Consider the following 23889-nt stretch of genomic DNA (forward strand, 5'->3'; position numbering starts at 1 on the left):
ACCCTTCCGCGCGCGCTTGCGCTTGGATATGTTAGCGCCAACTTTCCGAAAGAGGCGCATATGAAACGGTCCCGCATCAACGAAATACTGCGCGAGGGTGACGCGTTCATCCGGTCCTTTGGGTACACGATGCCACCGTTTGCGTACCTGTCGCCCGAGGCATTGAAAGCGTCGGATCACAGGGAGATCAAAACGCGTCGGATGGGGTGGGACATCACCGACTATGGGGCCGAAAAATTCGATGAGATGGGCCTGTTTCTGTTCACAACCCGCAACGGGCTGAGCAGCGATCTGGGCAAGAAAAGCGCGATGCTCTACGCCGAAAAGATCATGATCTCGCGGCAAAACCAGTTAAGCCCGATGCACCGGCATGACCTCAAGGTCGAGGATATCATCAATCGCGGCGGCGGGACGCTTGTGATTGAATTGTTCATGGCGGATGCGCAGGGCGGGATCGACCGGGACGCAGAGGTCTCGGTTATGGTCGATGGTATGATGCGGAAGCTGCCCGCCGGTGGACATCTCAAGCTCGACCCCGGTGAGTCCGTCACCTTGTTCCCGAACAACTGGCACGCGTTCTGGGGCGAAGGGGAGGATGTCCTCATCGGCGAGGTGTCGACCGTCAACGACGACCTGACCGACAACATCTTCGAACAACCGATCGGACGGTTCTCGAATATCGAAGAAGACGAACCGCCGCTGCACCTGCTGGTGTCGGATTACGACACCCGTCTTTGACCTGCCGAAGTAAAAAAAGCCCCGCCAAATGGCGGGGCTTTTCGGTTTCGGTGATGGCGTCGCTTACGCGAACCACCAGCGTTCGATCAGGCGCGAGCTGTCCATCTGGAAGACGTTACCGATGGTGCCAGAATTGGTGAGCTTGGTCGAATGCGCGTCGACGAAGTTTGCGTACATCGGGATGACGGTGCCACCTTCCTTCGAGACCAGCATTTGCATCTCGCGGTACTGTTCGCGGCGCTTGTCGCTGTCGAGTTCGGCGCGGGCAGTGATAAGCAGCTCTTGGAAGCGTGCGTTCTCCCAACCCGTGTCGTTCCACGGCACACCGGATTCATAGGCCGTCGAGAACATCCAGTCCTCCGTCGCGCGACCCGACCAGTAGCAGGCGCACCACGGCTTTTTCAGCCAGACGTTGGACCAGTAACCGTCATCGGGTTCCTGGACCACATTGATGTTGATGCCCGCCGCCTTGGCAGACGCCTGGTAAAGCTGTGCCGCATCCACCGCACCCGGGAAGGCCGCGTTGGCGGCGGAAAGGTCAACCGAAATACCGTCGAGACCGGCTTCGCGCAGCAGCGATGCCGCCTTGTCGGGGTCGTAATCGTTCATCTCCAGATCGGACGCGAAATACTGGTTCGCAGGGCCGATCGGGTTGTCGTTCGCCACAGCGCCGTGACCCAGGAGGATCTTGTCGACCAATTCCTGACGGTTGACCGCGTGCTTGAGCGCCTGGCGGACCTTCAGATCGGTGAAGGGATCGACATTGGTCAGCATCGGGAAAGTAAAGTGCTGGTTGCCGGTCACTTCGAAGATGTTGATCATCGGGTTCGCGCGCATCAGCGGCTCTGTCTTGAAGTCCACGCGGTTCACCGCATCGACCTGACCTGTCATCAGTGCGTTCATCCGGGCAGAAGCATCATTGATCGCGATGGCCTCGACACTGTCGAACCAGCCGTATTCGCCGTCCTTGTAGTGCCCGTCGACACGGGTCAGCAGCGCCCGCACACCGGGGTCAAAGCTTTCGACGCGATACAGACCGGTTCCGATACCCTGAGCGATGGCCTCTTCGACCTGACCCGCCGGGAAGATGCAGAGGTGATAATCCGAGAGCAGGAACGGGAAGTCCGCATTACCCGCTTTCAGCGTGAACTGAACCTCATGATCGCCCATCTTGGTCATTTCGGCGATGTTATCGACGATCGGCTTCGCCGCCGATTTTGCGCCTTCAGCCGTGTGCATCTGGAGCGATTCAAGCACGTCGTCCGCACCGAACGGCTTTCCGTTGTGGAAGTTGACACCCTGGCGCAGTTTGAAGGTCCAGGTCACCGCGTCCGCTGACGCCTCCCAGCTTTCCGCCAGTTCGCCGACCAGTTCGCCGTTTGCGGCAACTTGTGTCAGGCAGTCAAACACGGCGCCGTGGCCGAGCATGATCATGTAGCTGTCAGAGTGAGTCCGGCTGTCCCAGCTGTCGGATGTGTTGGCCCCGGCAAGGCCAAGGCGCAGCGTGCCGCCCCGTTGTTGCGCGCGCAGCGGCAGGCCGCTGGCTGCGAGTACGCCGGCGGCAGCGCCGGTCTTGAGTAGTCCACGTCTTGAAATGCGTGTCATCATCGTCTCCCTGTCTTCATTCTTGACGGCGTCCGGCCGCGTGACGGTCCGTCTTGGACCGATTCTCATGACATCTTATCAACTGCTGCATCGCCGATGTTATCAACTCCACGTTCGTTGAGCAGATTTGTGAGCCAGTCCGGGTCCATTTCGGGAACGGAACTGAGCAAAAGGTCGGTGTAGGGGTGGTGCGGCGGCACGAACATATCGTGCTTCGTCCCCTGTTCCACAACTTTCCCTTCTTTCATCACGACCACCTCGTCTGCGATCGCTTTCACCGTCGCGAGGTCATGTGTGATGAACATATAGCTGAGTTTTAGGTCATCCTGAAGCCGGGCGAGCAGTTTGAGGATGCCCTCGGCGACCAGCTGATCCAGCGCGCTGGTCACTTCATCGCAGATGATGAACTTGGGCTCGGCGGCAAGCGCGCGGGCGATGCCGATGCGCTGCTTCTGACCGCCAGACAGTTCGGATGGCAGGCGGTCGATGTATTGCGCGGCCGGCAGTTCGATCTCTTCGAGCAGCTCTTCAACGCGGCGGCGCTTCTGTTTCCCGGTAAGACCCATGTAGAACTGAACCGGACGACCGATGATATCGCCGATCCTCTGACGCGGGTTCAGTGCGGTGTCGGCCATCTGGTAGATCATCTGCGCCTGTCGCAGTTGGTCTTTGCTTCGGTTCTTGTAATGCGCGGGAAGGGATTGTCCGTCGAACTGGATCACACCCTGGCTTGGCGGCAAGAGTCCGGTGATGCAACGTGCAGTGGTGGACTTGCCCGATCCGGACTCCCCCACAACGGCCACGGTACGGCCCTCGTGGATATCGAAGCTCACGTCGTGCAGAACGGGGATCTTGCCGTAGGCCGCGGACACGTTCTGCACAGAGACCACCGGCGTCGCGCTGGTATGGACGGCCGGTTTCTGGGGCCGCTCGAATGCGCGCACAGCCCAGAGGCTTTTAGTGTAATCCTCTTTCGGGGCCGACAGCATGGTGCGGGTGTCCGCCTCTTCGACCTCATCCCCCTTGAGTAGCACTTTGATCTTGTCCGCCATCTGCGCCACCACGGCGAGGTCATGCGTAATATAGATCGCGGCGGTGTCGAACTGGTCGACTATATCGCGGATGGAAGCGAGGACCTCGATCTGCGTCGTCACATCGAGCGCGGTCGTGGGTTCGTCGAAGATGATCAGGTCGGGGCGGCAGGACATCGCCATCGCAGTCATCGCACGCTGAAGCTGACCTCCGGAGACCTGATGGGGGTAACGGAAGCCGATCTCTTCCGGGTTGGGGAGGCGGAGTCGGCGGTAGAGTTCGATCCCGTCCTGAACGCTTTCTGATCGGGACATGACGCCGTGCTGGACCGGCCCTTCGGTGTGCTGATCGATCAGCTTATGCGCGGGGTTAAAACTCGCCGCGGCGGATTGGGCAACATAGGCGATGCGTTTGCCCAGAAGCTCGCGCTTCTTCGCGGCGGAGGCGGCAAGCAGGTCGATCCCGTCGAATGTGACGGTCCCGCCGGAAATGCGCACGCCATCCCGGGTGAATCCCATCGCGGCAAGTCCAAGGGTGGATTTCCCCGCACCGGATTCCCCGATGAGGCCCAGCACTTCGCCCTTGTTGAGCGTGAGATCGACGCCCTTGATGATGGGCATCCAGGTCTCGTCGCTGCGACCATCGATGTAGATGTCGCGGATTTCGACAAGCGCGGTCATTCCTTCAACCCCGAGCTTCGTTGCAGCATCCAATCAACCACGAAGTTCACGCCAACGGTCAAAAGCGCAATCGCCCCGGCGGCGAGCAGGGGCAGGGCCGCAGTGAGCGGTGAGAAGGCCGCGAAGTTGATGAACTGCGCGCTGTCGCGCACCATCGTGCCCCAGTCGGCCAATGGTGGCTGAATGCCGACACCGAGGAAAGACAGGGACGCAATCGTGAGGAAAACAAAACAGAAGCGCAGACCAAACTCCGCCAAAAGCGGCGCGGTGGCGTTTGGGAGGATCTCTTTGAAGATCAGGTACCCCAAACCCTCTCCACGCAGCTTGGCCGCTTCGATATAGTCCATCACGACGATGTTCAGCCCCACCGCGCGGGCAAGGCGGAACACGCGTGTGCTGTCGATCACGGCAATGATGAGGATCATGTAGACGGTCAGTAGCCAGCGCTCGGATCCGGCCCAGGCGCTTGCAATGGTCATCAAAAGCAGGGCGAAGATCAGTGATGGGATCGCCATCAAGACATCCACCGCGCGGCTGAGCACCTGATCCAGCCACCCTTGCAGCGTGGCGGCAAGAAAGCCCAGAGTACCACCAAGGAAGAACGCGAGGCAGGTCGTCACAAAAGCGATCCCCACGGTGTTCTGCGCCCCGTAGATCAGGCGGCTGAGCAGATCGCGACCGATCTGATCTGTCCCAAGCGGGTGCATCGGGTCCCCGCCCGTGGCGGCGTTACCGCCCGGGAGGACGTTCACGCGCTGGAAGATTTCCTCCTGTCCGAAGGGCGCAAGCCACTGCGCGAAAATCGCCGTGATGGCGTAGAGGATAATCACCAGCACACCAAAGCTCGCCGTAAGCGGCATCTGACGGAAGATCTTCTTGCTACCTTCAGTGCCAACGGCGCGCCCAACGAGGCGGAACACATAAGCGGCAATGGTCGAGATGATGAAGAACTGCACCGCCCAGCGGAAGAACACGACGCCGGCATTCGGCACACCGGCATCGGTCACGGTGGGCTGAAAGAAGTACCAGACCGAGAACAGCAGGAGGCTTGCACCGAAGACATACCCGAATGCGACGGCAAACGGCATGTCGCGGAAGGTTGGCGCGTTGGCCGTGGCCTTTTGTCCGGCAAAGCGGAACATCCATCCACCAGCGGCAATGGCGACAAGCAAAAGCGCAAGTGTCGTCAGGGTGCTCATTTCGGGTGCCTCAGACGCGGGTTCGACAGGATCGACAGGATATCGGCCAACAGGTTCAGCAGGATATACGCCGCAGCAAAGATCAGGCAGCAGGCCTGCACCACCGGGATATCGCGGATTTTCACGCTATCGACGAACAGCTGACCGATCCCCGGATAAACGAAAACCACCTCGACCACGACGACACCGGTGATGAGATAGGCAAGGTTCAGCGCAATGACATTGATGATCGGCGCGAGCGCGTTTGGCAGCGCGTGCTTCACGATCACCCGCATCGGCGACATACCCTTAAGCCGCGCCATCTCGATATAGGGGGAAGCCAACAGGTTGATGATGGCGGCCCGGGTCATGCGCATCATATGCGCAGTGACGACAAGCGTCAGCGTCAGCGCGGGAAGCAGCGTTTTTTCCAGCCGCTCTCCGAACGACATGCCATCAAAGATATTCGACAGGGACGGCAAAACCGGATTGAGCACGGCCAGGAACAGGATCAGCACGTAAGCCAGAAAGAACTCCGGCGACGAGATTGACGACAGGGTCGTCACGTTCGTTGCGCGATCGAATACAGAATTGCGGTAAAGTGCGGCCAAGATCCCGAGGATCAGCGAAAACGGCACCGCGATGCATGCGGTGACAGCCGCAAGGAACATCGTGTTCGCAAAGCGCGGCGCGATCTGCTGTGCGACCGTCGTGCTGACACCGGTATCTGCTCCGGCAAAGCTGGCGAAATTGGCTTGCGCGAAGGAATTCCCCAAATCCCCCTGCAACGCGCCGCCAAGCCATTGGAAATACCGTGTGATCGGTGGTTGATCGAGACCAAGATCACGTCGGATCGACGCGACCGCCTCTGGCGTGGCGCCTTGCCCAAGGATGGCCTCGGCAAAATCGCCCGGAAGCATGTTCACGGCGGTAAAGATCACGATTGAGACGACAAAAAGCGTCAGGAGACCGAGCGCGAGGCGCTGAAGAATGATGCGAATGACAGATTGCAACTGTTTTTCTTATTCTTGTCCCTGGCTGACCCTTAGGTTAGCCATCAGCGAGTTTGTGTAAACCGCTAATACCGTTTTTGGATCAGCTGCTTGGAATCGCATCCATAATCCGGACCAGTTCGGCGCTGATGCCGGGTTCGGACAAGGCATGGCCAGCGTTGCGCACCATGCGCAGGTCGCATTCGGGCCAGTTCTTCGCGATTTCCCACGCACGGACGGGTGGGCAGATCATGTCGTAGCGCCCTTGCACAATGGCGCCGGGCTTGCCTGACAACCGGTCCAGGTTCTTGAGGATCCAGCCGTCTTCTTCGAGAAACCCGTTGTTGATGAAGTAATGGTTTTCCAGTCGCGCAAAGGCGCGGGCATAGTCCCCCGGTGACTCTCCCCCCGATCCACTTGAATAGACCGACGCCAGCGCGTTTTCCCATGCCGACCAGGCTCGGGCGAACCGCGTTTCGGTGCGCAGGTCGCCGCAGAACAAGCGACGGTTATAGGCCGCGATCAGGTCGTCACGCTCGTCCTCGGGAATGATGTCCACGAAACGCGCCCAGGTTTCCGGCCAGAATTGACCCGCACCGCCCGCGTAGAACCAGTCGAGCTCCGCCTTCGTCATGGTGAACACGCCACGCAGCACAAAGTGCATCACGCGCTCTGGGTAGGTGATGCCGTAGATCAGCGAGAGCGTCGCACCCCAGCTCCCACCGAACGCGATGAAGTCTCCGATGCCAAGCTCGGATCGAATGCGTTCGATATCGGCGACCAGATCCCACGTTGTGTTATTCGATACGCTTGCATGCGGACGGGACCGGCCACAGCCCCGCTGATCGAACAGGACCACACGATAGACCTTCGGATCGAAATACCGCCGCATCGACGGGCTACAGCCGCCACCGGGGCCGCCGTGAAACACGATCACCGGAATCCCGTTCTGCGCGCCGCATTGTTCGACGTAGACAGTGTGCCCGTCACCGACCGACAGCATGCGCTGATCGAAAGGGTCGATGGGAGGGTAAAGATACTGCACTGCGCGCTTTTGGCTCGGGAATTTGTCCATACGCCATCTATATTGGCTGCAAGACCTAAAAGACCATGGGGAAACTTTACATGACCGGGGCCACGACCGTCGATCCGACCGAAATCGCCAAATTCGAGGCGATGGCCGCCGAATGGTGGGACCCCAACGGCAAGTTCAAGCCTCTTCATATGATGAACCCGGTGCGCCTTGATTACATCACAGCACAGATCGCGGAAGAGTTTGATCGGGATTTGAACGATGCCCTGCCGTTGTCCGGTTTACGCGTTCTCGATATCGGCTGCGGCGGTGGATTGCTGTGCGAACCGATGGCGCGGCTGGGCGCTACGGTCGTCGGCGTCGATGCGGGCGGTGGCAACATTCCAGTGGCGCAAACGCATGCCCGGCAGTCCGGTCTGGACATCGACTACCGCCACACGACCGCAGAGGCCATGGCAGAGGCCGGCGAGGCGTTTGACGTTGTCCTGAGCATGGAAGTGATCGAACACGTCGCCGACCCGCTGGCCTTTCTGACGGCCTGTGCCCGTTTGGCTAAGCCGGGTGGTCTGCACATCTGCTCGACGCTCAACCGCAACGCCAAGAGTTTCGCGGCCGCGATTGTCGGCGCGGAATATGTGATGCGCTGGCTGCCGAAGGGCACGCATGATTGGTCGAAATTCATCACACCGGACGAACTCTATGCGCTTTTGCGGCAGTCCGGTTTGGACCCGGTCGATCGCAAGGGGTTCCAGTTCAATCCGGTCTCCTGGCAGTGGAGCCTGTCCGACCGGGATCTCAGCGTCAACTATGTGACCACGGCGCTGAAGCCCGCCTGAGGTCAACCGCGCGGTTCGGGCTCTTCGAGCTTCACGCGCAACTCTCGCAGCACCGGAATGGCGGCGCGCACTTTGCCGTCGCCCAGTTCTTCGACCATCTCGTTGATAAGCGGCGTGATCGCGGCGATCGCTGCATCGCGCGCGGCCAATCCCGCCGGGCTGATCGACACCTGCTTGCGCCGCGCATCATCCCAATCCGGGCGGATATGGACGTATCCAGCAGCCTCAAGCTTGCCCAGAGTATTGGTCATCGCACCGCGCGTGACGTGAAACAGTTTCGCCAGTTGCGCCGGTGTCTTTTCGGAACCACCCCGCGCCAGTTGGTTCAGAACGGAAAAGTGCGAGATTTCCATCTTGTTCGGCAAAACCCGCGTCAGCCGGTTCCGCAAAAGCTGATCAGCGGTCAGCAATTCGCTGAACAGGGAAATTGCAAGTGGGCTGCTGTCGCTCATTACGGGCCAGTGAAGTCTCTATCATGCTGTAAAGACGGGACTTTCTGTCTTGCTTTTGCCACGTTCGACGGATCCAGGTCAACCAGATGCACGCCAAATGTCTGTCCTGCGTCAATCAGCACCTCTCCCCAAGGCGAAACGGCCATCGAATGCCCATGTGTTGTGCGAGTCCGACCCCGGCTTGCCGGGTGCTGACCCATTTGCGCCGGAGCGAGGACGTAGCTTCCCGTCTCTATCGCCCGCGCACGAAGCAGGGATTCCCAGTGCATCGCCCCTGTCGCAGGCGAAAACGCCGCGGGGATCGTCATGACCTCGGCACCGGCCTTTGCCAAGGCGCGGTAGAGATACGGAAACCGGACATCGTAACAGATCGTCATGCCGATCCTGCCAAACGGGGTTTCGGCTGTCACAGCACGGTTGCCGGGCGCGAATCCGGCGGACTCTCTGTAGGTTTCGATCTCGTTGACCTGAACATCGAACATGTGGATCTTGTCATACCGCGCCGCAATCGATCCATCTGGCGCGATCAAGAAGGACCGGTTGGCGAACCTGTCTTCCGGCGGCTCCGATTTCAGCGCCAGTGACCCGATCAAGAGCCACACACCTAGACGCGCAGCATCTTCGCGCAGACCATCGAGCGTTGGGTCCTCATCCTCGGTGCAAAGAACGGACCGCTGATGCGTGCGGCTGTTGCTGACGCAGTTCGTGACCTCGGGCGTGAGGATCAGCCCGGCGCCTTCGGACGCCGCACGGCGGACAAGTTCCGAGGTGACCCGCAAGTTCTTGTGCGGGTCATCAGACGACGTCAGCTGAAGCAACGCCGCCCGCATCCGCGCTACGCCGCCAAAAGCGGGTCGAGCTTGCCCGCGCGTTCAAGTGCATAAAGGTCGTCACAGCCGCCGACATGCGTCTCCCCGATGAATATCTGGGGCACCGTCCGCCCGCCATTGGCGCGCTGGATCATCTCCGACTTCCGGCTTGGATCAGCGAGAACGTCGATTTCCGAAAACGTCACACCCTTCTGGGTGAGCAACCGCTTCGCGGCATGACAGAAGCCGCAAAGCGGCGAGGTGTAGATTTCAACAGATAGCATAATATGTCCCCTATAACAGTTGTCGGGGATTTAGGCAGCCTTTGCAACGCGCGCTAGAACGGTGACACAAATATCTCGGGCCTGTGCGGTATGGCATGCCAATGCGCACGCACCGAGAGTCGCGCCAGACGTCATCACGTCGTCGACGAGCAGTACGGGGCGTCCCGCAAGGCGATGCCCTTCGCGCGGATGCGGTCGGATGGCGTCGGACAGCGCCTGAAAACGGGCTTCACGCGATGCCCCGTCCAGAGACGGCGTCCTGCACGGCCGCGTAAGCGCTGTCGGCGCGTATTCCAGACATAGACGACGCGCAATCACTTGGGCCAGCAAAGCGGATTGATTGTAGCGGCGTCGCAGAAGGCGGGTGATGTGCAACGGCACTGGCACCACAAGCGTGTCGGCATCCATGGACCGCGGCAGCGCGCCAACCATCCAGGCAGCGGCCATGGTTACGATGTCATGCCTGTCCCCGTGTTTCAGCGCGAGCACAAGCTTTCGTGCGACGCCTTCATAGCGCAGCGGTGCATAGCCGTGCTGCCACGGACGGGCAAGGGAAATGCAATCGTCGCAATGCTCGTCAATGTCGGATGTGCCCGGTAGGGGCACGCCGCAGGACGTGCAGGTCAATCCGGTGATAAACGGAGTTTCGGCGAAACAAGCGGCACATAGACCGTTATCCTGTTCGACAAGGCCGCCGCACGCGAGACAGCGGGGCGGGTATATGACCCGCAGCGCGGTTTGCAATCCCGTGGTCAGCACCCTATTTCCCGCCCATGTCCGATGCCCCCAAACTGACCGACCGAAAAGCGCTCGACATGCATCGTGCGCGGATACCCGGCTCCGATGCGCTTTTCCTGCACGAAGAAGCCTTGGCCGATGTGCAGGATCGCGTCTCATTGGTTAAGAAAGAGTTTCACTCGATCACGATCATCAGCCCCTTTCCCGAGGTCTGGCGCGATGCTTTCCCAAATGCACGCCTCATCGACGACACCGACGTTCTGGACCTGACAGAAAGCAGCTGCGACCTGATCGTGCACGCGATGGCACTGCACTGGGCGAATGATCCAGTGGGTCAGCTTATTCAGTGCCGACGCGCGCTTAAGCCCGACGGCCTCTTGCTTGTCGTGATGCTTGGCGGCCAAACGTTGCATGAATTGCGGGCGAGCCTGGGGCAGGCGGAAAGCGATGTGACCGGAGGGCTGTCGCCCCGCGTCGCGCCGATGGGAGAGATTCGTGATCTTGGCGCCTTGCTACAGCGAGCCGGGCTGGCTTTGCCCGTGGCCGACAGCGCTGTTCTGAAGACAAGCTACGCGTCACCGCTTCACCTGATGCGCGACCTGCGTGCGATGGGAGAGACCAATGCGCTCCATGCACGGATCCGGTCGATGACGCGGCGAGATGTGCTGCTGCGGGCCGCGCAGATTTATGTCGACACGTTCGCGGATGCAGATGGCCGCGTGCCCGCGACGTTCGAACTGATCACGCTCACCGGATGGGCGCCGGACGCGTCCCAGCCGCAGCCCTTGCGCCCTGGTTCCGCATCACAGCGGCTTGCCGATGCCCTGAATACCGTTGAGACACCACTGAAAGATTGACCTTAGCCCCATAGAGGTTAGGTAGCCCGACAGACTTGAAACAGGACGCAGGCCGATATGTTGGACGCCACCAAGACAGCACAACGCCCGACCCACGCACCCACAGACCATCCCAAGGTTCCCGCCGAACGTGTCGGTATTCTCTTGGCAAACCTTGGGACGCCGGACCACTACAGCTACTGGCCGATGCGCCGCTATCTGAACGAGTTTCTGTCGGACCGCCGGGTGATCGACTACAGCCCCTGGCTCTGGCAGCCGCTTTTGCAGCTCATCATCCTGACGAAACGTCCGTTCAGTTCAGGCGAAGCGTACAAGTCGATCTGGAATGAAGAGCAGGGCGAAAGCCCGCTGATGACGATCACCAAAGACCAGACCGCCAAGATGACGAAGGTCATGCAGGATCGCTATGGCGATCAGGTGATGGTCGATTTCTGTATGCGGTACGGCAACCCGTCGACCAAATCCAAGGTCCGCGAGATGGTCGAGGCCGGGTGCCGCAAGATCCTGTTCTTCCCGCTTTACCCCCACTATGCCGGGGCAACTTCGGCGACAGCCAACGACCAGTTCTTCCGCGCGCTGATGGACGAAAAGTGGCAACCGACGGTTCGTACGGTCGATCCGTACTACCAGCATCCGCTCTATATCGAAGCACTCGCCCAGTCGATCGAGACCGCCTACGCCAAGCTCGAGACGCGGCCCGACATCCTTGTTTGTTCCTATCACGGCGTGCCGAAGCGCTACCTGATGGAGGGCGACCCGTATCACTGTCAGTGCCAAAAGACGACGCGGCTGTTGAAGGAGCGTCTGGGGTGGGACGATTCGGAGATCGTGACCACGTTCCAGTCCCGGTTCGGTCCGGAAGAGTGGCTGAAACCTTACACGGTCGAAGAGGTCGCGCGTCTGGCTGAGGAAGACGGCAAGAAGAACATCGCAGTTTGCGCACCGGCGTTTTCAGCCGACTGCATCGAAACGCTCGAAGAGATCAACGAAGAGATCAAGGAAAGCTTCGAAGAAGCCGGTGGTGAACACTTCACTTACATTCCCTGCCTCAACGACGACGACGCGCACATCACGGCGCTGGCAGCCGTCGTCGAAGAAAACCTGAACGGGTGGTTGGAGTAGGGTCCGGGACGGATCGACACGATCCCTATTTAAAAAAAAGGCGGTGCCTGAGGCACCGCCTTTTTCAATTCCGTAATCCGATGTGGATTAGTCAGCAGCAGCAGCAGCCAGCAGGGCGATAACGACCAGCGGGATGATGAGGCCTGCGGACGAGGAGCTTTGTGCGGCTTCTTCAACCACAACGACCGGCTCCATTATGACGTCGCCTTTTGCCATCTTGCCGTGACCTTCAGCGAAAGCTGTCGTAGCGGCACCAGCAAAAGCAGCGGCGAGAACGAGTTTCTTCATATTAACCTCCAGATATTTGCAAGTCGGCGGACGCAATGCGACGCGCGACAAGCACCCAAGACTTACCTCGTATGACTCTCTAAGCAGCTTATCCGGGTAAATGCAAACCTATCTTATCGCACGACTTTCCGGGTCCGCCGCCATGTCGTCAAATAAGCAACACCTGCGTGCCCACTTTGGCGAGCTCGTAAAGTTCCTCGATATGCTCGTTGTAAAGACCGATGCACCCGTTCGACGAGCGCCGCCCGATTTTGCGTGTGTCATGGGTCCCGTGGATGCGGTAATACGTCCAGCTGAGGTGCAGCGCGCGCGTGCCAAGCGGGTTGTCCGGACCCGGCGGAACGTAGTCCGGCCACTCTGGATTCCGCTCTTTCATCGACGGTGTCGGACGCCAATCGGGCTCCGGGTCTTTGAGCACCACCTGGGTGCGTCCGCGACGGGTCAGATCGTCAGTCAGCGGAACCGAGGACGGGTAAAGACGGTAGTTTCCGTTCTCCTGCCAGTAGTGCAGAGCCCGGGAATCGATATCCACCAGAATCGCGCCGTTGGTCAGGTTCGCGAAATACGGCTGCCATTCGAGCGTACGAAAACTTGAGATATTGCGCCGTGTGATGCGCGAAATTTCGCTCTCCATCTCGATCGTCGACGGATCGTTCACATCTTGCGCCACGGCCGGTGTGGCGACCATTGCAGCAGAGCCTGCGAGGAAGGCGCGGCGGTTGACCGAAAAACGCGGTGCATTTGCCATTTTTGTTGGCCTCTTTTCATTGCCAGGGAACAGTTGAAACTTGGGGCTGTGTATATGACTTGAATGCCTCAGTCGCAATTCAAAGGAATGTTAGGTCGGCAAATCTCGGCTTTGTGTGTTTGAACCCACTCATGTCTAGGGATAAGGCAAGTCCGACGACGACACAGGTGGCACGACATGAAGCGTTCGACATTCCTCCTTGGTGCAGCGGCGCTGGCTTTGACTGCATGTGCAGCGGCTCCGACAACGCCGACGCTTGGCCCGGACGGCAAACCTTTGCCGCGGCTGTACCGCATCCGTGCGGCTGACACGGCACGCATTCAGTTCCGCATGCTGGATGCCGTCAACGCGCTGCGGCAAGCCGCCGGTGCGCCCGCGGTCGAGTTGAACGCCCGACTGAACGCCGCTGCAGCCACACATGCACGCGATATGAGCATCCAGAACCGTCCGTGGCACTTCGGTTCGGACGGATCGTCGCCGATCACCCGCATCCAACGCTCCGGCTACACCGGTCGTCTTGTCGGTGAGGCCATTTCAGAAACCTACGAAACCGAGCTGGAAACCCTCGGCGCCTGGATGGAAGCTCCCAACACGCGGACGGTGATCCTTGACCCCACGGCGCGGGATATGGGCTTTTCGTGGTTCCAGGAAGACAACGGAAAGATCTGGTGGAACCTCATCCTTGGTGCGCCGGGCGAGAGTGGTTTCATCCCCGTCAACGCGCCGTTCTAAGCGGAAAACCGCCGGTTCAGGGTCGATTTGCACGGAATCTGACCAGTACCGTCACGGATTGATCGTGATCGGCGTCCCGTTTTTCACCATCGCGTAGATCTCGCGCATCTCTCGGTTGGTGACAGCGATGCAGCCCCACGTCCAGTCGCGCCCGCCCTTGCGGTATTTCCACGGGCGACCGTGAATAAAAATGTCGCCTCCCGGGGATTGGGCAAACGACATGGCCTCCTGCACATCGTCCAGCCGCGGATAGTCGATCCCCAGTGATAGATAGAAGCGGCTGTTCGGGTTGCGGCGGTCGATTGTGTATTCGCCCTCGGGCGTTTTTCCGTCGCCTTCGAACTGCTTATCGCCCTCTGGCGCAAAGCCGAGACCGACGTCGTAGGATTTGAGCACCGCGTTGTGATGCAAGAGATACATCTTGCGCGCGGATTTGTTGACCATGACGCGGGTCACTTCCGGCCCGTCATAAGTCTGGAATTTGCTCGCACATCCGCCCAGAGCGAACGCCAGAGCGAGGATCATCAGAACGCGAAACATGGAATGACACTGCCCGTTATTTTTTCAGGCACCATACACGAGTTTTCCGGATTCCGGAAAAACGAAAACGTGATCTCAGCGCTCGTTCAGCCGTTTTTCGATGGCTTCAAGCCGGGACAGGACCTGATCGCGATAGGCATCGGTTTTTTCATTGGATTCCTCGGCATGCGCGTCCTGCATGGAATTCACAATGAGACCGACGAGAAGGTTCACCACCGCAAAGGTCGTGACCATGATGAACGGAACAAAGAACGCCCATGCCCACGGGAAGACCTCCATCACTGGGCGCACGATGCCCATCGACCAGGATTCCAGCGTCATGATCTGAAACAACGAATAGGCCGACAGTCCCAGATTGCCGAACCATTCGAGTAGTTGCGCGTGCCGTTCCGGCGTGCAGCCTTCAAGCGCGAACTCCATACAGCCGTTGCCAAAGAGCTTCGTCGCCATCACCGCGCCGATGTAGAAAATCAGCGCCATGAGCAGAAACACGCTGCCCATGCCGGGCAGGGCGGTCACAAAGCCTTCGACCACGCGCCGCAACCGGGGTGTCGCCGAGATGACCCGCAACACCCGCAGGATGCGTAGTGCACGCAGGACCGAGAACCCTTGCGCGGCGGGCACCAGGGCGATGCCGACAATGGCGAAGTCGAAGATGTTCCAGCCGCTTCTGAAAAAGCGCAGCCCGTGGGCAAAAAGCTTCAGTGCGATTTCAATGACGAAAATGGTAAGGCAAATGCGATCGAGGGTCAGGATCACCGGACCGAAACTGGCCATCAGGGTATCCGACGTCTCCATCCCCAGAAGGACCGCGTTGAACAGGATCACACCGATGATAAAATTGGTGACCCATGCCTGTTCCAAAAACGCGGCGACTGTGTTTCGCATGCCCTGACCCTTTACGTTCTGCGGCGCAGCAACGCCACCAACTCCACATGGGTGGACCACCTGAACTGGTCAACCACCTGAACCCATTCAAGATCATAGCCCGCATGGATCAGAGTGGCAGTATCCCGCGCGAAGGTGGCAGGGTTGCACGAAACATGCGCGATTTGCGACACAGTGCTTTTCGGCAGTTCGGCAATCTGCGCTGCGGCACCGGCCCGGGGCGGGTCGATCACCACGGCTTCGAACCGGTTCAGCTCTTCTGGAATCAGGGGATTGCGGAAGAGGTCGCGTACCTCGTGCGTCACCCGCTTCAACCCTTGGGCATTGCGCCACGCGTGATCGAGCGCCTGCATCATCCCAAGGTCGCCTTCCACGGCGTGGACCGGCGCAATCTGCGCCATCGGCAAGGCGAACGTCCCGCAGCCAGCAAAGAGATCGAGGACCGTTTTCGGCTTTATTAGAGCCTGTCTCACGGCCCCAATAAGCGCCGCCTCGCCTTCCAGTGTCGCCTGGAGGAATGCACCAGGCGGAGGGCAGACCTGTGCTGGCCCAAGGTCCAGAACCGGCGCGCGGCGTTGGAGCGCGATCTCTCCGTCCCACGCGATGCGGGCCAGATCATACTCGCGCGCCATGTCGGCGAGGGCCTGATGCAGTGCGACGTCCATCTCCTTGCCACCAGTGACTGAAACGTCGAGGCCCGACTGCGTCAGCGTGACAAGCACAGACAGCTCTCCCTTTCGGGACGCCCCAACAACGGCCAGCGCTTCGACCATGGGAAGAGCGGCGGCCAGATCAGGGTGCACCAACTCGCAGTTAGGCACGGAAGTGATCGTGTCGGACGCTTTCATGTGGAACCCGGCCAAAGCACCCTTCTTGGTGCGGCGGGCCGAAAAGGATGCGCGACGACGGGATTGAGGCGGTGACGTGATCGGCTCTGGCACATCAATGGCAATGCCTTGCGCCGCAAGAGCCTGCCGCACCACATCGCGCTTCCAGCTTGCGACAAACGCATCGGACGCGTGCTGCAACTGGCAGCCACCACAGGATTTCGAATGAGGGCAGGGCGGCTTCACACGGTTTTCCGACGGCGTGGCGATGCGCACATTCTGCAGACGGTCACCGATCAGATCGCCCGTGACCGTCTCCCCCGGCAACGCGCCCGGGACATAGATCGGTCCTTCGGCAATGCCGTCGCCGTGCTGGCCGAGACGCGTGATCTGGTAGCTATCCATGCCCCGCCACATGCCGCGAAACGCGACCGGCGTCCAGATCAGCCAGAAAGATCCGTATCTCTTGCCGTGATGTCAGGTGATAGAAAGGCTTTTGTCCGGCCGCACGTTCTTTCATCTGCAATGCTTTGAGACGCCCTGTGTGCCGCGTGTCCCAGATCCATTTGTAGAAATCGTAATGAAAGCCTTCAGGGCAGTCGTCCTGCATATCGGGACGTGTTTTCCCATGATGGCGCACTGTACGCCAAAAAACGCGCCAGAGCCGCAAGCCCAAGGGCAGATCGAGCCAGATCACGACGTCCGCCCTCTCGAACCGGTCGGCATAGGTTGTGGACAGCCCACCCTCGAACACCCATTTCGGCTTTGCCTGCTCTTCCAACGCCATCGCAATCTTTTCCTCACGCGGGCGTTCCTGCCAGCCGGGCAAGTGGTGAATGCGATCGACATGTACAACGGGCAGAGCCGTTCGTTCCCCGATGATCCGCGCCAGCGTCGACTTGCCTGACCCGGGCTGACCCAGGATCATCACGCGGTTCATTCCGCCGCCTGCGCGTTGATGAACCCCCCCGATTGGCGATCCCAATACCGCGCGTAGAGGCCCCGTTTGGCCAGAAGCGCGTCATGCGTTCCTGTCTCGACAATGTGGCCCTGGTCCATGACGACGATGCGGTCCATGCTGGAAATGGTACTGAGACGGTGGGCAATGGCGAGGACGGTCTTTCCGTCCATCACCCGCTCCAGCGCCATCTGGATCTGAGCCTCGACCTCGGAATCAAGAGCGCTGGTCGCTTCATCGAGGACGAGTATCGGTGCGTCCTTCAAAATCGCACGGGCCAGTGCAATACGCTGGCGCTGCCCGCCGGAAAGTTTCACACCGCGTTCGCCCAGATGCGCGTCGTAGCCCGTACGACCTTTGAAGTCTTCCAGTTCGGTGATGAAATCATGCGCCTCGGCCTTGCGCGCGGCGGCGATGACATCCTCGCGGGTCGCGTCCGGCTTACCATAGCGGATGTTGTCGAAGGCTGAGCGATTGAACATCGCGGTCTCTTGCGTGACCATCCCGATCTGGCGGCGCAGGCTTTCCTGTGTGACGGCGGCGATGTTCTGACCGTCGATCAGAATCTGCCCTTTTTCGGTGTCATAGAGACGCAACAAGAGCGAAACGAGTGTCGATTTCCCCGCGCCGGATGCCCCAACGATGGCCAACTTCTCGCCGGGATGAATGGTCAGGTCGATACGCTCGACACCCCCGGTCTTCCGGCCGTACGCAAAGCTGACATTGTCCAGATGGACCTCGCCCTTGTCGACGACCAGTTCGGCGGCCCCATCGCCATCCACCAACGTATGATCCGGCGTCAGCGTCCGCATCCCGTCCTCAACCTCGCCCACGTTGGCATAGAGACTCATCAGCGTGAAACTGACCCACCCGGTCATTTGCGCCAGACGCAGGCTGATCGCACCGGTGGCCGCGATATCACCCGGAGAAATGAGGCCCAATGACCAGTACCAGAGCGCGCCGCCGATCAGCAGAACGGGCAAGACGCCGGCCAACGCCATCAACCAGAACCGGAACGACACGGACACGACGCTGAAGTCGAGAAACCGCTGGCGGTATTCGCTCATCGCACCCAGTGCGGCGCGGTCTTCGTGGCCCTGATGCGCAAACAGCTTCACGGTCTTGATATTGGTCACGGTATCCACGACTTGCCCCGTCACCATCGCCCGCGACGCGGCGCGCGCTTTGGATCGTACCCGGATGCGGGGCATGAAGTACTTGATGAGGTAGCCGTAGGCGATCATCCAGATGAGCAAGCCCAGCGCGATGCGCCAATCGACCGTTCCCAGAAGAAGCACCGCTCCGATGACCGAGGCCAGCGCGAAAAGTACCGTATGCACCATCTCGGTCACGACGTCGTTCAGCGCGCGGGCGGTCTGCATCTCTTTCTGAGCAATGCGCCCCGCGAAATCGTCGTCGAAGAACGTGACCGCCTGTCCCAGCGTATACCGGTGGATCCGCGACAGCGTCAGGGTCATCAGGTTCGGCTGCATCATGATGTTCTGCGTGTAGGCATTGGCCCACATGAGCGCGGGACGCAGGATTATGAAGAAGCCGAGCGACAACATGAGAAGGCCCGCACCGTCGCTGAAGACGCTGTCCGGGCCAGAGGCGAGGGCCGAATCAATCACGCGGCCCAACAGGATCGCCGCAACGACCTCGGTCACACCCGCGAGAATCGACAAGATGCCGGTCAACCAGAGGACCGGCCAACTGCCGTCCAGCGCCCAACGAAAAAACGCGCCGAGTGTCTTTGGCGGCGGGCCATTCGCATGGGCAAAGGGGTTGATCTTGAACAGCTTCACTCGGCAGCCTCTGTCTCGGTCGCGATGAACCCGCCGGATTGCCGGGCCCAGAAGCCTGCATATAGCCCGCCCTGCGCCAAAAGCGCGTCATGCGTGCCATCTTCGACGATCTTGCCCTGATCCATGACCAGAATGCGATCCATATGAGCAATCGTGCTAAGCCGGTGAGCAATCGCGATCACCGTCTTGCCTTCCATCATGCCATAAAGCGTGTCCTGAATGGCGGCTTCGACCTCGGAATCGAGCGCACTTGTCGCTTCATCCAATAGCAGGATCGGTGCGTTTTTCAGGATCACGCGTGCGAGCGTGACGCGCTGGCGCTGGCCACCAGAGAGCTTCACACCCCGTTCGCCAACCTGTGCCTCATACCCTCTGCGACCTTGCGGGTCTTGCAGATCCAGGATGAACTCATGTGCCTGTGCCTGTTTCGTCGCGGCGATGACCTCGGCCTCGGTGGCATCGGGACGGCCGTAAAGGATGTTCTCGCGGACCGATCGATGCAAAAGTGAACTGTCCTGTTGCACCATCCCAATGGCAAGGCGCAGACTGTCTTGCGTCACATCAGTGATGTCCTGCCCGTCGATCAGGATGCGCCCGCTCTCGGCGTCGTAGAAGCGTAGAAGCAACTTCACGAGCGTCGATTTCCCGGCACCCGACCGTCCGACAAGTCCCACCTTTTCGCCCGGCGCAATGGTCAGGCTGATCTTGTCCAGTCCTCCGCCGTCGCGCCCGTAATGGTGTGTTAGAGACTGAATCTCGATCTTGCCTGCTTGCAACTGAAGCGGCTTCGCGCCCGGCTTGTCGACCAGCGTGATCGGCTGCGCAATCGTCTCCATACCCTCTGAGACGACACCGAGCTGGCGGAAAAACGAGGTCAGCGCCCACATGATCCACCCGGTCATGGCATTCAGGCGCAAGGTCAACGCGGTGGCGGCAGCGACGACGCCGACACTCGCCTGTCCCTGCATCCAAAGATAGAACGCCCAGCCCACGACCGCGACGATCAGTAGACCATTCAATGTGACAAGCACCACGTCCATGATCGTGAAAAGCCGCATCTCGTACTGGAACGTGGTTCGCGTCTTCTCAATCGCCTCTTTGGCGTAATCCAGCTCTTGCGTGTTGTGGGCGAACATCTTCACCGAATGGATGTTTGTGTAGCTGTCCACCACGCGGCCCGTGACCTCGGACCGGGCATCGGACGCCGCTTGCGACGCCGGCCCAACCCGTTTGACGGTCCAGGCCACAAGCATGCCGTAGAGGAAGAGCCACCCGACAAGCGGAATCGCCAGACGCGGGTCCGCTTGGCCCAACAGGATGAGCGCACCGATGACGTAGGCGATAGAAAAGCTGATGGCGTCGAACACCTGAAAAACGGCTTCGCCGGCAGCAGGCGGGGTCTGCATGATCCGGTTCGCGATGCGCCCGGCGAAATCATTCTCGAACCACCCAACCGACTGGTTCAACACGTGCCGATGCGCGCGCCAGCGGATCAGCGTGCCAAAGTTCGGCAGAATGGTGTTGTTCAGGATCAGCACATCCAACGCCTGAAGCGCGGGGCGGATGAACAGGATGAAAACCGCAAGCGCGATGAGCCAGCCGCCATAGGCCTCCCACACCTCCGCAGGGTCGCCCGCAAGAATGTCCACAACCCAGCCCATCGCCCAGATGAGCGCGATCTCGATCGCAGCGACGACAACAGACATCAGGCCCGCATAGACAAAAACGCGCTTGAAGGGCTGCGCATAGTCCATGAGGAACGGAAACAGCTTTGTCGGCGGCGTGTCCTTTTCCGGATACGGACCGTACGGATCGACAAGGTTTTCAAAGAAGCGGAACACCGAAACGGTCTCCTGAACAGGTAAACAAATGCATTGGTGGCCACGAATTAAATGTGGCTGCCGTGGGGTTTCATGCGATGTTCGGTGTTTTCGGCGCGACCCTACCCGCAAGTGGCCGGGAAGGAAATAGGTCAATCCAGAAGGTCTGATTTCCCAAGCACGAACCCGGACGCGATCCATCGAGTTTCAAGCTCTCTAAGCTTCTCGCCTAGCTTCGCCCCGGTGAAGGTCGGCATAAGGTCGTTCGGTTTCACCGGGAAGGTGGCCTGCGCGCCGGTTCGCGCCTGATCGAGGGTGTTCGGGTCCACAGGATTTTCCAACAAGGCCGAGCGCAGGAGCAAGACGTCGATCGCAGCCTCTGCACCGTGCCGGTAGCCAAGTTCGGCGGCCGGTGTGATTTCAGATATCAGTCTCTGATACAGCTCAAGTCGGCGTTGATCGCGCTTCGCAAGCCTCAAATGACTTGGATCGAAAGGCCCCAAAGATGCCAGTCTCCGGATTGCGTCCGGGGCCAGCTTTGCCTCCGTTTCGTAATGGATGAGCGGCGCGAGCGACTCTGCATGCGCCCCGGGCAGAACCATTTGCAAGACACCGACCTGCGCCATTGTCGCAATAGCGGGGGCCGGGTCAGGAGCTGAAAGCAGCTTGGTCACTTCGGCGGTCACACGCTCACGGGACAGCGCATCGAGGCCATCAAGCGTCTCGGCAATCGCCGCCAGGGCTTCAACGTCAAATCCCAGGTTTGGATCACCGTACCAGGCCGAAAACCGAAAAAACCGGAGGATGCGAAGATAGTCCTCAGTGATCCGGGCGGTCGCATCCCCGATGAAACGGACGCGCCGCGCCTGCAGGTCCGGCAAACCACCGAGCGGATCGATCACCTCCCCCCGCGCATTCGCATAGAGCGCGTTCATCGTGAAATCGCGGCGGGCGGCGTCTTCGGCCATGTCGGTCGAAAACCGGACGATAGCGCGGCGGCCATCTGTCTCTGTATCAGCGCGAAAGGTCGTCACTTCGTAGCCGGTGCCGTCGGACACGACCGTGATCGTGCCATGGTCGATCCCGGTGGGCACGCTTTTCAACTGCGCATCTTTCGCAAGCTGCACCACGGTTTCCGGCGTTGCATCGGTGGCGATATCGATATCGGTCACCGGCACACCCATCAGCGCATTGCGCACACACCCACCCACGGCAAGCGCCACATGCCCCTTGGCTGTTAGCGCGGCAAAAACAGCCTGTGTTCCGGCGTTCTCAAGCCACGGGTCGGTGATTTTCATACCGTCTCCATCCGGTCAGCAAGCCCACGCAAGATACGCGCGGTTGCGCCCCAGATGTAATAGGGGCCAAACGGAACAGTATAGTAATGCCGCCTAGTCCCGCGCCAGCGACGCGATTGGATTGAAAATTCCGCAGTTGCCGTGACATGCGACAGCGGCACCTTGAACACTTCGGCCACCTCGCCCGGCTCCGGTACGGCATCGAACGTCTGGTCAATCCAGCCAACGACCGGCGTCACGATGAAACCCGTCACTGTCTCATGCGCGGGCAGCGTGCCTAAAACCGACACATGCGACCGCGGCAAGCCCACTTCTTCGGTCGCTTCGCGCAGCGCCGCATCGACGACGTCGGCATCGCCGTCATCCTGTTTGCCGCCGGGGAAGGCAATCTGACCGGGGTGATGCTTGAGCCGCGAGGACCGTTTGGTAAGCAACACCCGCGCGCCGTCCGGATGCGCCAGAACAGGCACTAATACGCCCGCAGGCCGCAATTTGCGGCCGACGGGCAGTTCGACATTCGGGTTGAGATCGAAGTCGGACGATGTGCCGCTTTTCAGGTCAAGCGCGGCTTGCAATCGGTCGCGGTCATTCACCTGAAACCTCTTCGGCCTCGAACCCGACAGTGGCCGGATCAAGGTCGTAATGCGCACCGCAGAACTGACAATCCGCCGTTACACGCCCTTCGTCTGTGGTCATCTTTTCGATGTCCCTGGCGGAGTAGATCGACAGGCTTTGCCGCACGCGATCCTCTGAACAAGTACAGCCGAATCGCACCGGTTGCGCATCGAAGACGCGGGGCTGCTCTTCGTGGAACAGGCGCACAAGCAGGTCAGTCGTCGGAAGGCTTGGTCCGATCAGCTCTATATCCTCGACCGTATCGAGGTGGAAATTGACACGGTTCCAGTTCTCGCCTTCGTCTTCGTCCAGAAGATCATCCGCCAGAAGCAACCCGCCTTCGCCGGAACCACCACCCGATACATGCGGCGACGCTTTGGGCATGTGTTGCACCATGATCCCGCCGGCCCGCCAGTGTTCCGCCACACCCGGTTCGGTCGACTGGCCAAAGCTTAGCGCAAAACGGGTCGGTAGCTGTTCGGACTGCGCAAAGTAGGCCTCGGCGCAGGATGCGAGGGTAGGTCCGGCAAGCGGTGTGATCCCCTGGTAAGGCTGCATGCCTTGCCCCTGATCCATCATGATCGCGAAATAGCCCTCACCGATCTGCTCCATGGCTGGCCCGTCGGTGATCCTCTCGCGGTCAAAACTGGCATAGGCGCGGATGCGCGCGGGCTCTCCCTCGGTCTCGGGCGCATAGAAATCCGTCGCGATCATCCGCACAGCACCTTTGGACTGAACCTGAAGCGACAGCTTCCAGCGCAGCTTGATCGTTTGCCCGATCAACGCGGTCAGCAACGCCATCTCGGCAACCAAGGCTTCGACCGGGGCCGGGTAGTTGTGCTGCTTCAGGATACCGCTCAGCACGCCATCCAGACGAGCAACGCGGCCGCGAATATCCGAGCGATCAAGCTGAAATGGCAGGACGGTGTCGTCCCAGGCGAGTTTTGATCCGAGTGTCATGGGGTTTCCTTGCTTGCCGCCCTCCGGCATACCGCGACTATATAAGGGACGATC

Annotated in this window: 25 protein-coding genes; 5 read left to right on the forward strand and 20 right to left on the reverse strand. The window is 60.0% G+C overall.

The window, feature by feature from the left end:
- Positions 1 to 60: 60 nt before the first annotated feature.
- A complete protein-coding gene (locus BUA42_RS11520) occupies positions 61 to 738 on the forward strand; it encodes a D-lyxose/D-mannose family sugar isomerase (RefSeq protein ID WP_072777963.1) in 678 nt (225 codons plus the stop codon).
- A gap of 63 nt (positions 739 to 801) precedes the next feature.
- Here the strand turns inward: BUA42_RS11520 and BUA42_RS11525 are convergent, their stop codons facing one another.
- From BUA42_RS11525 to pip, 5 genes are all read right to left on the reverse strand, one after another.
- Positions 802 to 2343 (reverse strand): ABC transporter substrate-binding protein, encoded by a 1542-nt coding sequence (locus BUA42_RS11525; RefSeq protein WP_072778430.1) that lies wholly within the window; start codon positions 2341 to 2343, stop codon positions 802 to 804.
- A 65-nt stretch (positions 2344 to 2408) separates the two neighbouring features.
- On the reverse strand, positions 2409 to 4055 hold the full coding sequence (locus BUA42_RS11530) for an ABC transporter ATP-binding protein (RefSeq protein ID WP_072777967.1): 1647 nt from the start codon (positions 4053 to 4055) through the stop codon (positions 2409 to 2411).
- The gene (locus BUA42_RS11535) at positions 4052 to 5254 is read right to left on the reverse strand and encodes an ABC transporter permease (RefSeq protein ID WP_072777968.1); all 1203 of its coding nucleotides are present in this window, start codon (positions 5252 to 5254) and stop codon (positions 4052 to 4054) included. The genes BUA42_RS11530 and BUA42_RS11535 overlap by 4 nt, the downstream gene beginning before the upstream one ends.
- Positions 5251 to 6246, reverse strand: a complete 996-nt coding sequence (locus BUA42_RS11540) for an ABC transporter permease (RefSeq protein ID WP_072777969.1) — start codon at positions 6244 to 6246, stop codon at positions 5251 to 5253. The genes BUA42_RS11535 and BUA42_RS11540 overlap by 4 nt, the downstream gene beginning before the upstream one ends.
- A gap of 82 nt (positions 6247 to 6328) precedes the next feature.
- A complete protein-coding gene (gene pip / locus BUA42_RS11545; RefSeq protein ID WP_072777970.1) occupies positions 6329 to 7300 on the reverse strand; it encodes a prolyl aminopeptidase in 972 nt (323 codons plus the stop codon).
- A gap of 35 nt (positions 7301 to 7335) precedes the next feature.
- Between pip and ubiG the strand changes: the two genes are divergently transcribed.
- Positions 7336 to 8094 carry a bifunctional 2-polyprenyl-6-hydroxyphenol methylase/3-demethylubiquinol 3-O-methyltransferase UbiG gene (gene ubiG / locus BUA42_RS11550; protein WP_143152680.1) on the forward strand — a complete coding sequence of 253 codons (759 nt, stop codon included), beginning with the start codon at positions 7336 to 7338 and terminating at the stop codon, positions 8092 to 8094.
- Between the two features lie 2 nt (positions 8095 to 8096).
- Here the strand turns inward: ubiG and BUA42_RS11555 are convergent, their stop codons facing one another.
- The 4 genes from BUA42_RS11555 to BUA42_RS11570 are packed head-to-tail and all read right to left on the reverse strand — an operon-like array spanning position 8097 to position 10398.
- Positions 8097 to 8546: a MarR family winged helix-turn-helix transcriptional regulator gene (locus tag BUA42_RS11555; protein ID WP_072777971.1), complete on the reverse strand. Its 450-nt coding sequence runs from the start codon at positions 8544 to 8546 to the stop codon at positions 8097 to 8099.
- The gene (locus tag BUA42_RS11560; protein ID WP_072777972.1) at positions 8546 to 9376 is read right to left on the reverse strand and encodes a carbon-nitrogen hydrolase family protein; all 831 of its coding nucleotides are present in this window, start codon (positions 9374 to 9376) and stop codon (positions 8546 to 8548) included. The genes BUA42_RS11555 and BUA42_RS11560 overlap by 1 nt, the downstream gene beginning before the upstream one ends.
- Before the next feature lie 5 nt (positions 9377 to 9381).
- Positions 9382 to 9639, reverse strand: a complete 258-nt coding sequence (gene grxC, locus BUA42_RS11565; RefSeq protein ID WP_072777973.1) for a glutaredoxin 3 — start codon at positions 9637 to 9639, stop codon at positions 9382 to 9384.
- Positions 9640 to 9669: 30 nt separating this feature from the next.
- Positions 9670 to 10398, reverse strand: coding sequence for a ComF family protein (locus BUA42_RS11570; protein ID WP_425435030.1), 729 nt, complete (start codon positions 10396 to 10398; stop codon positions 9670 to 9672).
- A 14-nt stretch (positions 10399 to 10412) separates the two neighbouring features.
- Here BUA42_RS11570 and BUA42_RS11575 point away from each other — a divergent pair, with 14 nt between their 5' ends.
- Positions 10413 to 11234: a methyltransferase domain-containing protein gene (locus tag BUA42_RS11575; RefSeq protein WP_072777974.1), complete on the forward strand. Its 822-nt coding sequence runs from the start codon at positions 10413 to 10415 to the stop codon at positions 11232 to 11234.
- Between the two features lie 57 nt (positions 11235 to 11291).
- Positions 11292 to 12356, forward strand: a complete 1065-nt coding sequence (gene hemH, locus BUA42_RS11580; RefSeq protein ID WP_072777975.1) for a ferrochelatase — start codon at positions 11292 to 11294, stop codon at positions 12354 to 12356.
- 87 nt (positions 12357 to 12443) lie between these two features.
- On the opposite strand, the gene BUA42_RS11585 is transcribed toward hemH, so the two are convergent.
- On the reverse strand, positions 12444 to 12644 hold the full coding sequence (locus BUA42_RS11585; protein WP_072777977.1) for a ferrochelatase: 201 nt from the start codon (positions 12642 to 12644) through the stop codon (positions 12444 to 12446).
- 148 nt (positions 12645 to 12792) lie between these two features.
- Complete coding sequence (locus BUA42_RS11590) at positions 12793 to 13392, reverse strand: L,D-transpeptidase (protein ID WP_072777979.1); 600 nt, start codon at positions 13390 to 13392, stop codon at positions 12793 to 12795.
- A 177-nt stretch (positions 13393 to 13569) separates the two neighbouring features.
- On the opposite strand from BUA42_RS11590, the gene dalA reads away from it, so the two are divergent.
- Positions 13570 to 14124, forward strand: coding sequence for a divisome-associated lipoprotein DalA (dalA, locus tag BUA42_RS11595; RefSeq protein ID WP_072777981.1), 555 nt, complete (start codon positions 13570 to 13572; stop codon positions 14122 to 14124).
- Between the two features lie 51 nt (positions 14125 to 14175).
- Here the strand turns inward: dalA and BUA42_RS11600 are convergent, their stop codons facing one another.
- The 9 genes from BUA42_RS11600 to hslO form a co-directional block, all read right to left on the reverse strand.
- The gene (locus BUA42_RS11600) at positions 14176 to 14664 is read right to left on the reverse strand and encodes a L,D-transpeptidase family protein (RefSeq protein WP_072777983.1); all 489 of its coding nucleotides are present in this window, start codon (positions 14662 to 14664) and stop codon (positions 14176 to 14178) included.
- Between the two features lie 75 nt (positions 14665 to 14739).
- Positions 14740 to 15552: an ion transporter gene (locus BUA42_RS11605; RefSeq protein WP_072777985.1), complete on the reverse strand. Its 813-nt coding sequence runs from the start codon at positions 15550 to 15552 to the stop codon at positions 14740 to 14742.
- Between the two features lie 11 nt (positions 15553 to 15563).
- Positions 15564 to 16784, reverse strand: a complete 1221-nt coding sequence (locus BUA42_RS11610; RefSeq protein WP_072777999.1) for a class I SAM-dependent RNA methyltransferase — start codon at positions 16782 to 16784, stop codon at positions 15564 to 15566.
- The gene (locus BUA42_RS11615; RefSeq protein ID WP_072778001.1) at positions 16777 to 17319 is read right to left on the reverse strand and encodes a P-loop NTPase family protein; all 543 of its coding nucleotides are present in this window, start codon (positions 17317 to 17319) and stop codon (positions 16777 to 16779) included. Before BUA42_RS11615 ends, BUA42_RS11610 begins: the two co-directional genes overlap by 8 nt.
- Positions 17316 to 19142: an ABC transporter ATP-binding protein gene (locus tag BUA42_RS11620; RefSeq protein ID WP_072778002.1), complete on the reverse strand. Its 1827-nt coding sequence runs from the start codon at positions 19140 to 19142 to the stop codon at positions 17316 to 17318. Before BUA42_RS11620 ends, BUA42_RS11615 begins: the two co-directional genes overlap by 4 nt.
- Positions 19139 to 20983, reverse strand: coding sequence for an ABC transporter ATP-binding protein (locus tag BUA42_RS11625; RefSeq protein ID WP_072778003.1), 1845 nt, complete (start codon positions 20981 to 20983; stop codon positions 19139 to 19141). Before BUA42_RS11625 ends, BUA42_RS11620 begins: the two co-directional genes overlap by 4 nt.
- A gap of 131 nt (positions 20984 to 21114) precedes the next feature.
- Positions 21115 to 22260 (reverse strand): CCA tRNA nucleotidyltransferase, encoded by a 1146-nt coding sequence (locus BUA42_RS11630; protein ID WP_072778005.1) that lies wholly within the window; start codon positions 22258 to 22260, stop codon positions 21115 to 21117.
- The gene (locus BUA42_RS11635) at positions 22257 to 22853 is read right to left on the reverse strand and encodes a CoA pyrophosphatase (protein ID WP_072778006.1); all 597 of its coding nucleotides are present in this window, start codon (positions 22851 to 22853) and stop codon (positions 22257 to 22259) included. Before BUA42_RS11635 ends, BUA42_RS11630 begins: the two co-directional genes overlap by 4 nt.
- Positions 22846 to 23835, reverse strand: a complete 990-nt coding sequence (gene hslO / locus BUA42_RS11640; protein WP_072778007.1) for an Hsp33 family molecular chaperone HslO — start codon at positions 23833 to 23835, stop codon at positions 22846 to 22848. Before hslO ends, BUA42_RS11635 begins: the two co-directional genes overlap by 8 nt.
- Between the last annotated feature and the right edge of the window lie 54 nt (positions 23836 to 23889).

Source organism: Marivita hallyeonensis (assembly GCF_900129875.1).
GTDB classification, from domain to species: Bacteria; Pseudomonadota; Alphaproteobacteria; order Rhodobacterales; family Rhodobacteraceae; genus Marivita; species Marivita hallyeonensis.

Bases quoted from the DNA above. Each gene is read 5' to 3' on its own strand.
- BUA42_RS11520 (WP_072777963.1), top strand. From the start codon at position 61: ATGAAACGGTCCCGCATCAACGAAATACTGCGCGAGGGTGACGCGTTC.
- BUA42_RS11525 (WP_072778430.1), bottom strand. From the start codon at position 2,343: ATGACACGCATTTCAAGACGTGGACTACTCAAGACCGGCGCTGCCGCC.
- BUA42_RS11530 (WP_072777967.1), bottom strand. From the start codon at position 4,055: ATGACCGCGCTTGTCGAAATCCGCGACATCTACATCGATGGTCGCAGC.
- BUA42_RS11535 (WP_072777968.1), bottom strand. From the start codon at position 5,254: ATGAGCACCCTGACGACACTTGCGCTTTTGCTTGTCGCCATTGCCGCT.
- pip (WP_072777970.1), bottom strand. From the start codon at position 7,300: ATGGACAAATTCCCGAGCCAAAAGCGCGCAGTGCAGTATCTTTACCCT.
- ubiG (WP_143152680.1), top strand. From the start codon at position 7,336: ATGGGGAAACTTTACATGACCGGGGCCACGACCGTCGATCCGACCGAA.
- BUA42_RS11555 (WP_072777971.1), bottom strand. From the start codon at position 8,546: ATGAGCGACAGCAGCCCACTTGCAATTTCCCTGTTCAGCGAATTGCTG.
- BUA42_RS11560 (WP_072777972.1), bottom strand. From the start codon at position 9,376: ATGCGGGCGGCGTTGCTTCAGCTGACGTCGTCTGATGACCCGCACAAG.
- grxC (WP_072777973.1), bottom strand. From the start codon at position 9,639: ATGCTATCTGTTGAAATCTACACCTCGCCGCTTTGCGGCTTCTGTCAT.
- BUA42_RS11575 (WP_072777974.1), top strand. From the start codon at position 10,413: ATGTCCGATGCCCCCAAACTGACCGACCGAAAAGCGCTCGACATGCAT.
- hemH (WP_072777975.1), top strand. From the start codon at position 11,292: ATGTTGGACGCCACCAAGACAGCACAACGCCCGACCCACGCACCCACA.
- BUA42_RS11585 (WP_072777977.1), bottom strand. From the start codon at position 12,644: ATGAAGAAACTCGTTCTCGCCGCTGCTTTTGCTGGTGCCGCTACGACA.
- BUA42_RS11590 (WP_072777979.1), bottom strand. From the start codon at position 13,392: ATGGCAAATGCACCGCGTTTTTCGGTCAACCGCCGCGCCTTCCTCGCA.
- dalA (WP_072777981.1), top strand. From the start codon at position 13,570: ATGAAGCGTTCGACATTCCTCCTTGGTGCAGCGGCGCTGGCTTTGACT.
- BUA42_RS11600 (WP_072777983.1), bottom strand. From the start codon at position 14,664: ATGTTTCGCGTTCTGATGATCCTCGCTCTGGCGTTCGCTCTGGGCGGA.
- BUA42_RS11605 (WP_072777985.1), bottom strand. From the start codon at position 15,552: ATGCGAAACACAGTCGCCGCGTTTTTGGAACAGGCATGGGTCACCAAT.
- BUA42_RS11610 (WP_072777999.1), bottom strand. From the start codon at position 16,784: ATGGATAGCTACCAGATCACGCGTCTCGGCCAGCACGGCGACGGCATT.
- BUA42_RS11615 (WP_072778001.1), bottom strand. From the start codon at position 17,319: ATGAACCGCGTGATGATCCTGGGTCAGCCCGGGTCAGGCAAGTCGACG.
- BUA42_RS11630 (WP_072778005.1), bottom strand. From the start codon at position 22,260: ATGAAAATCACCGACCCGTGGCTTGAGAACGCCGGAACACAGGCTGTT.
- hslO (WP_072778007.1), bottom strand. From the start codon at position 23,835: ATGACACTCGGATCAAAACTCGCCTGGGACGACACCGTCCTGCCATTT.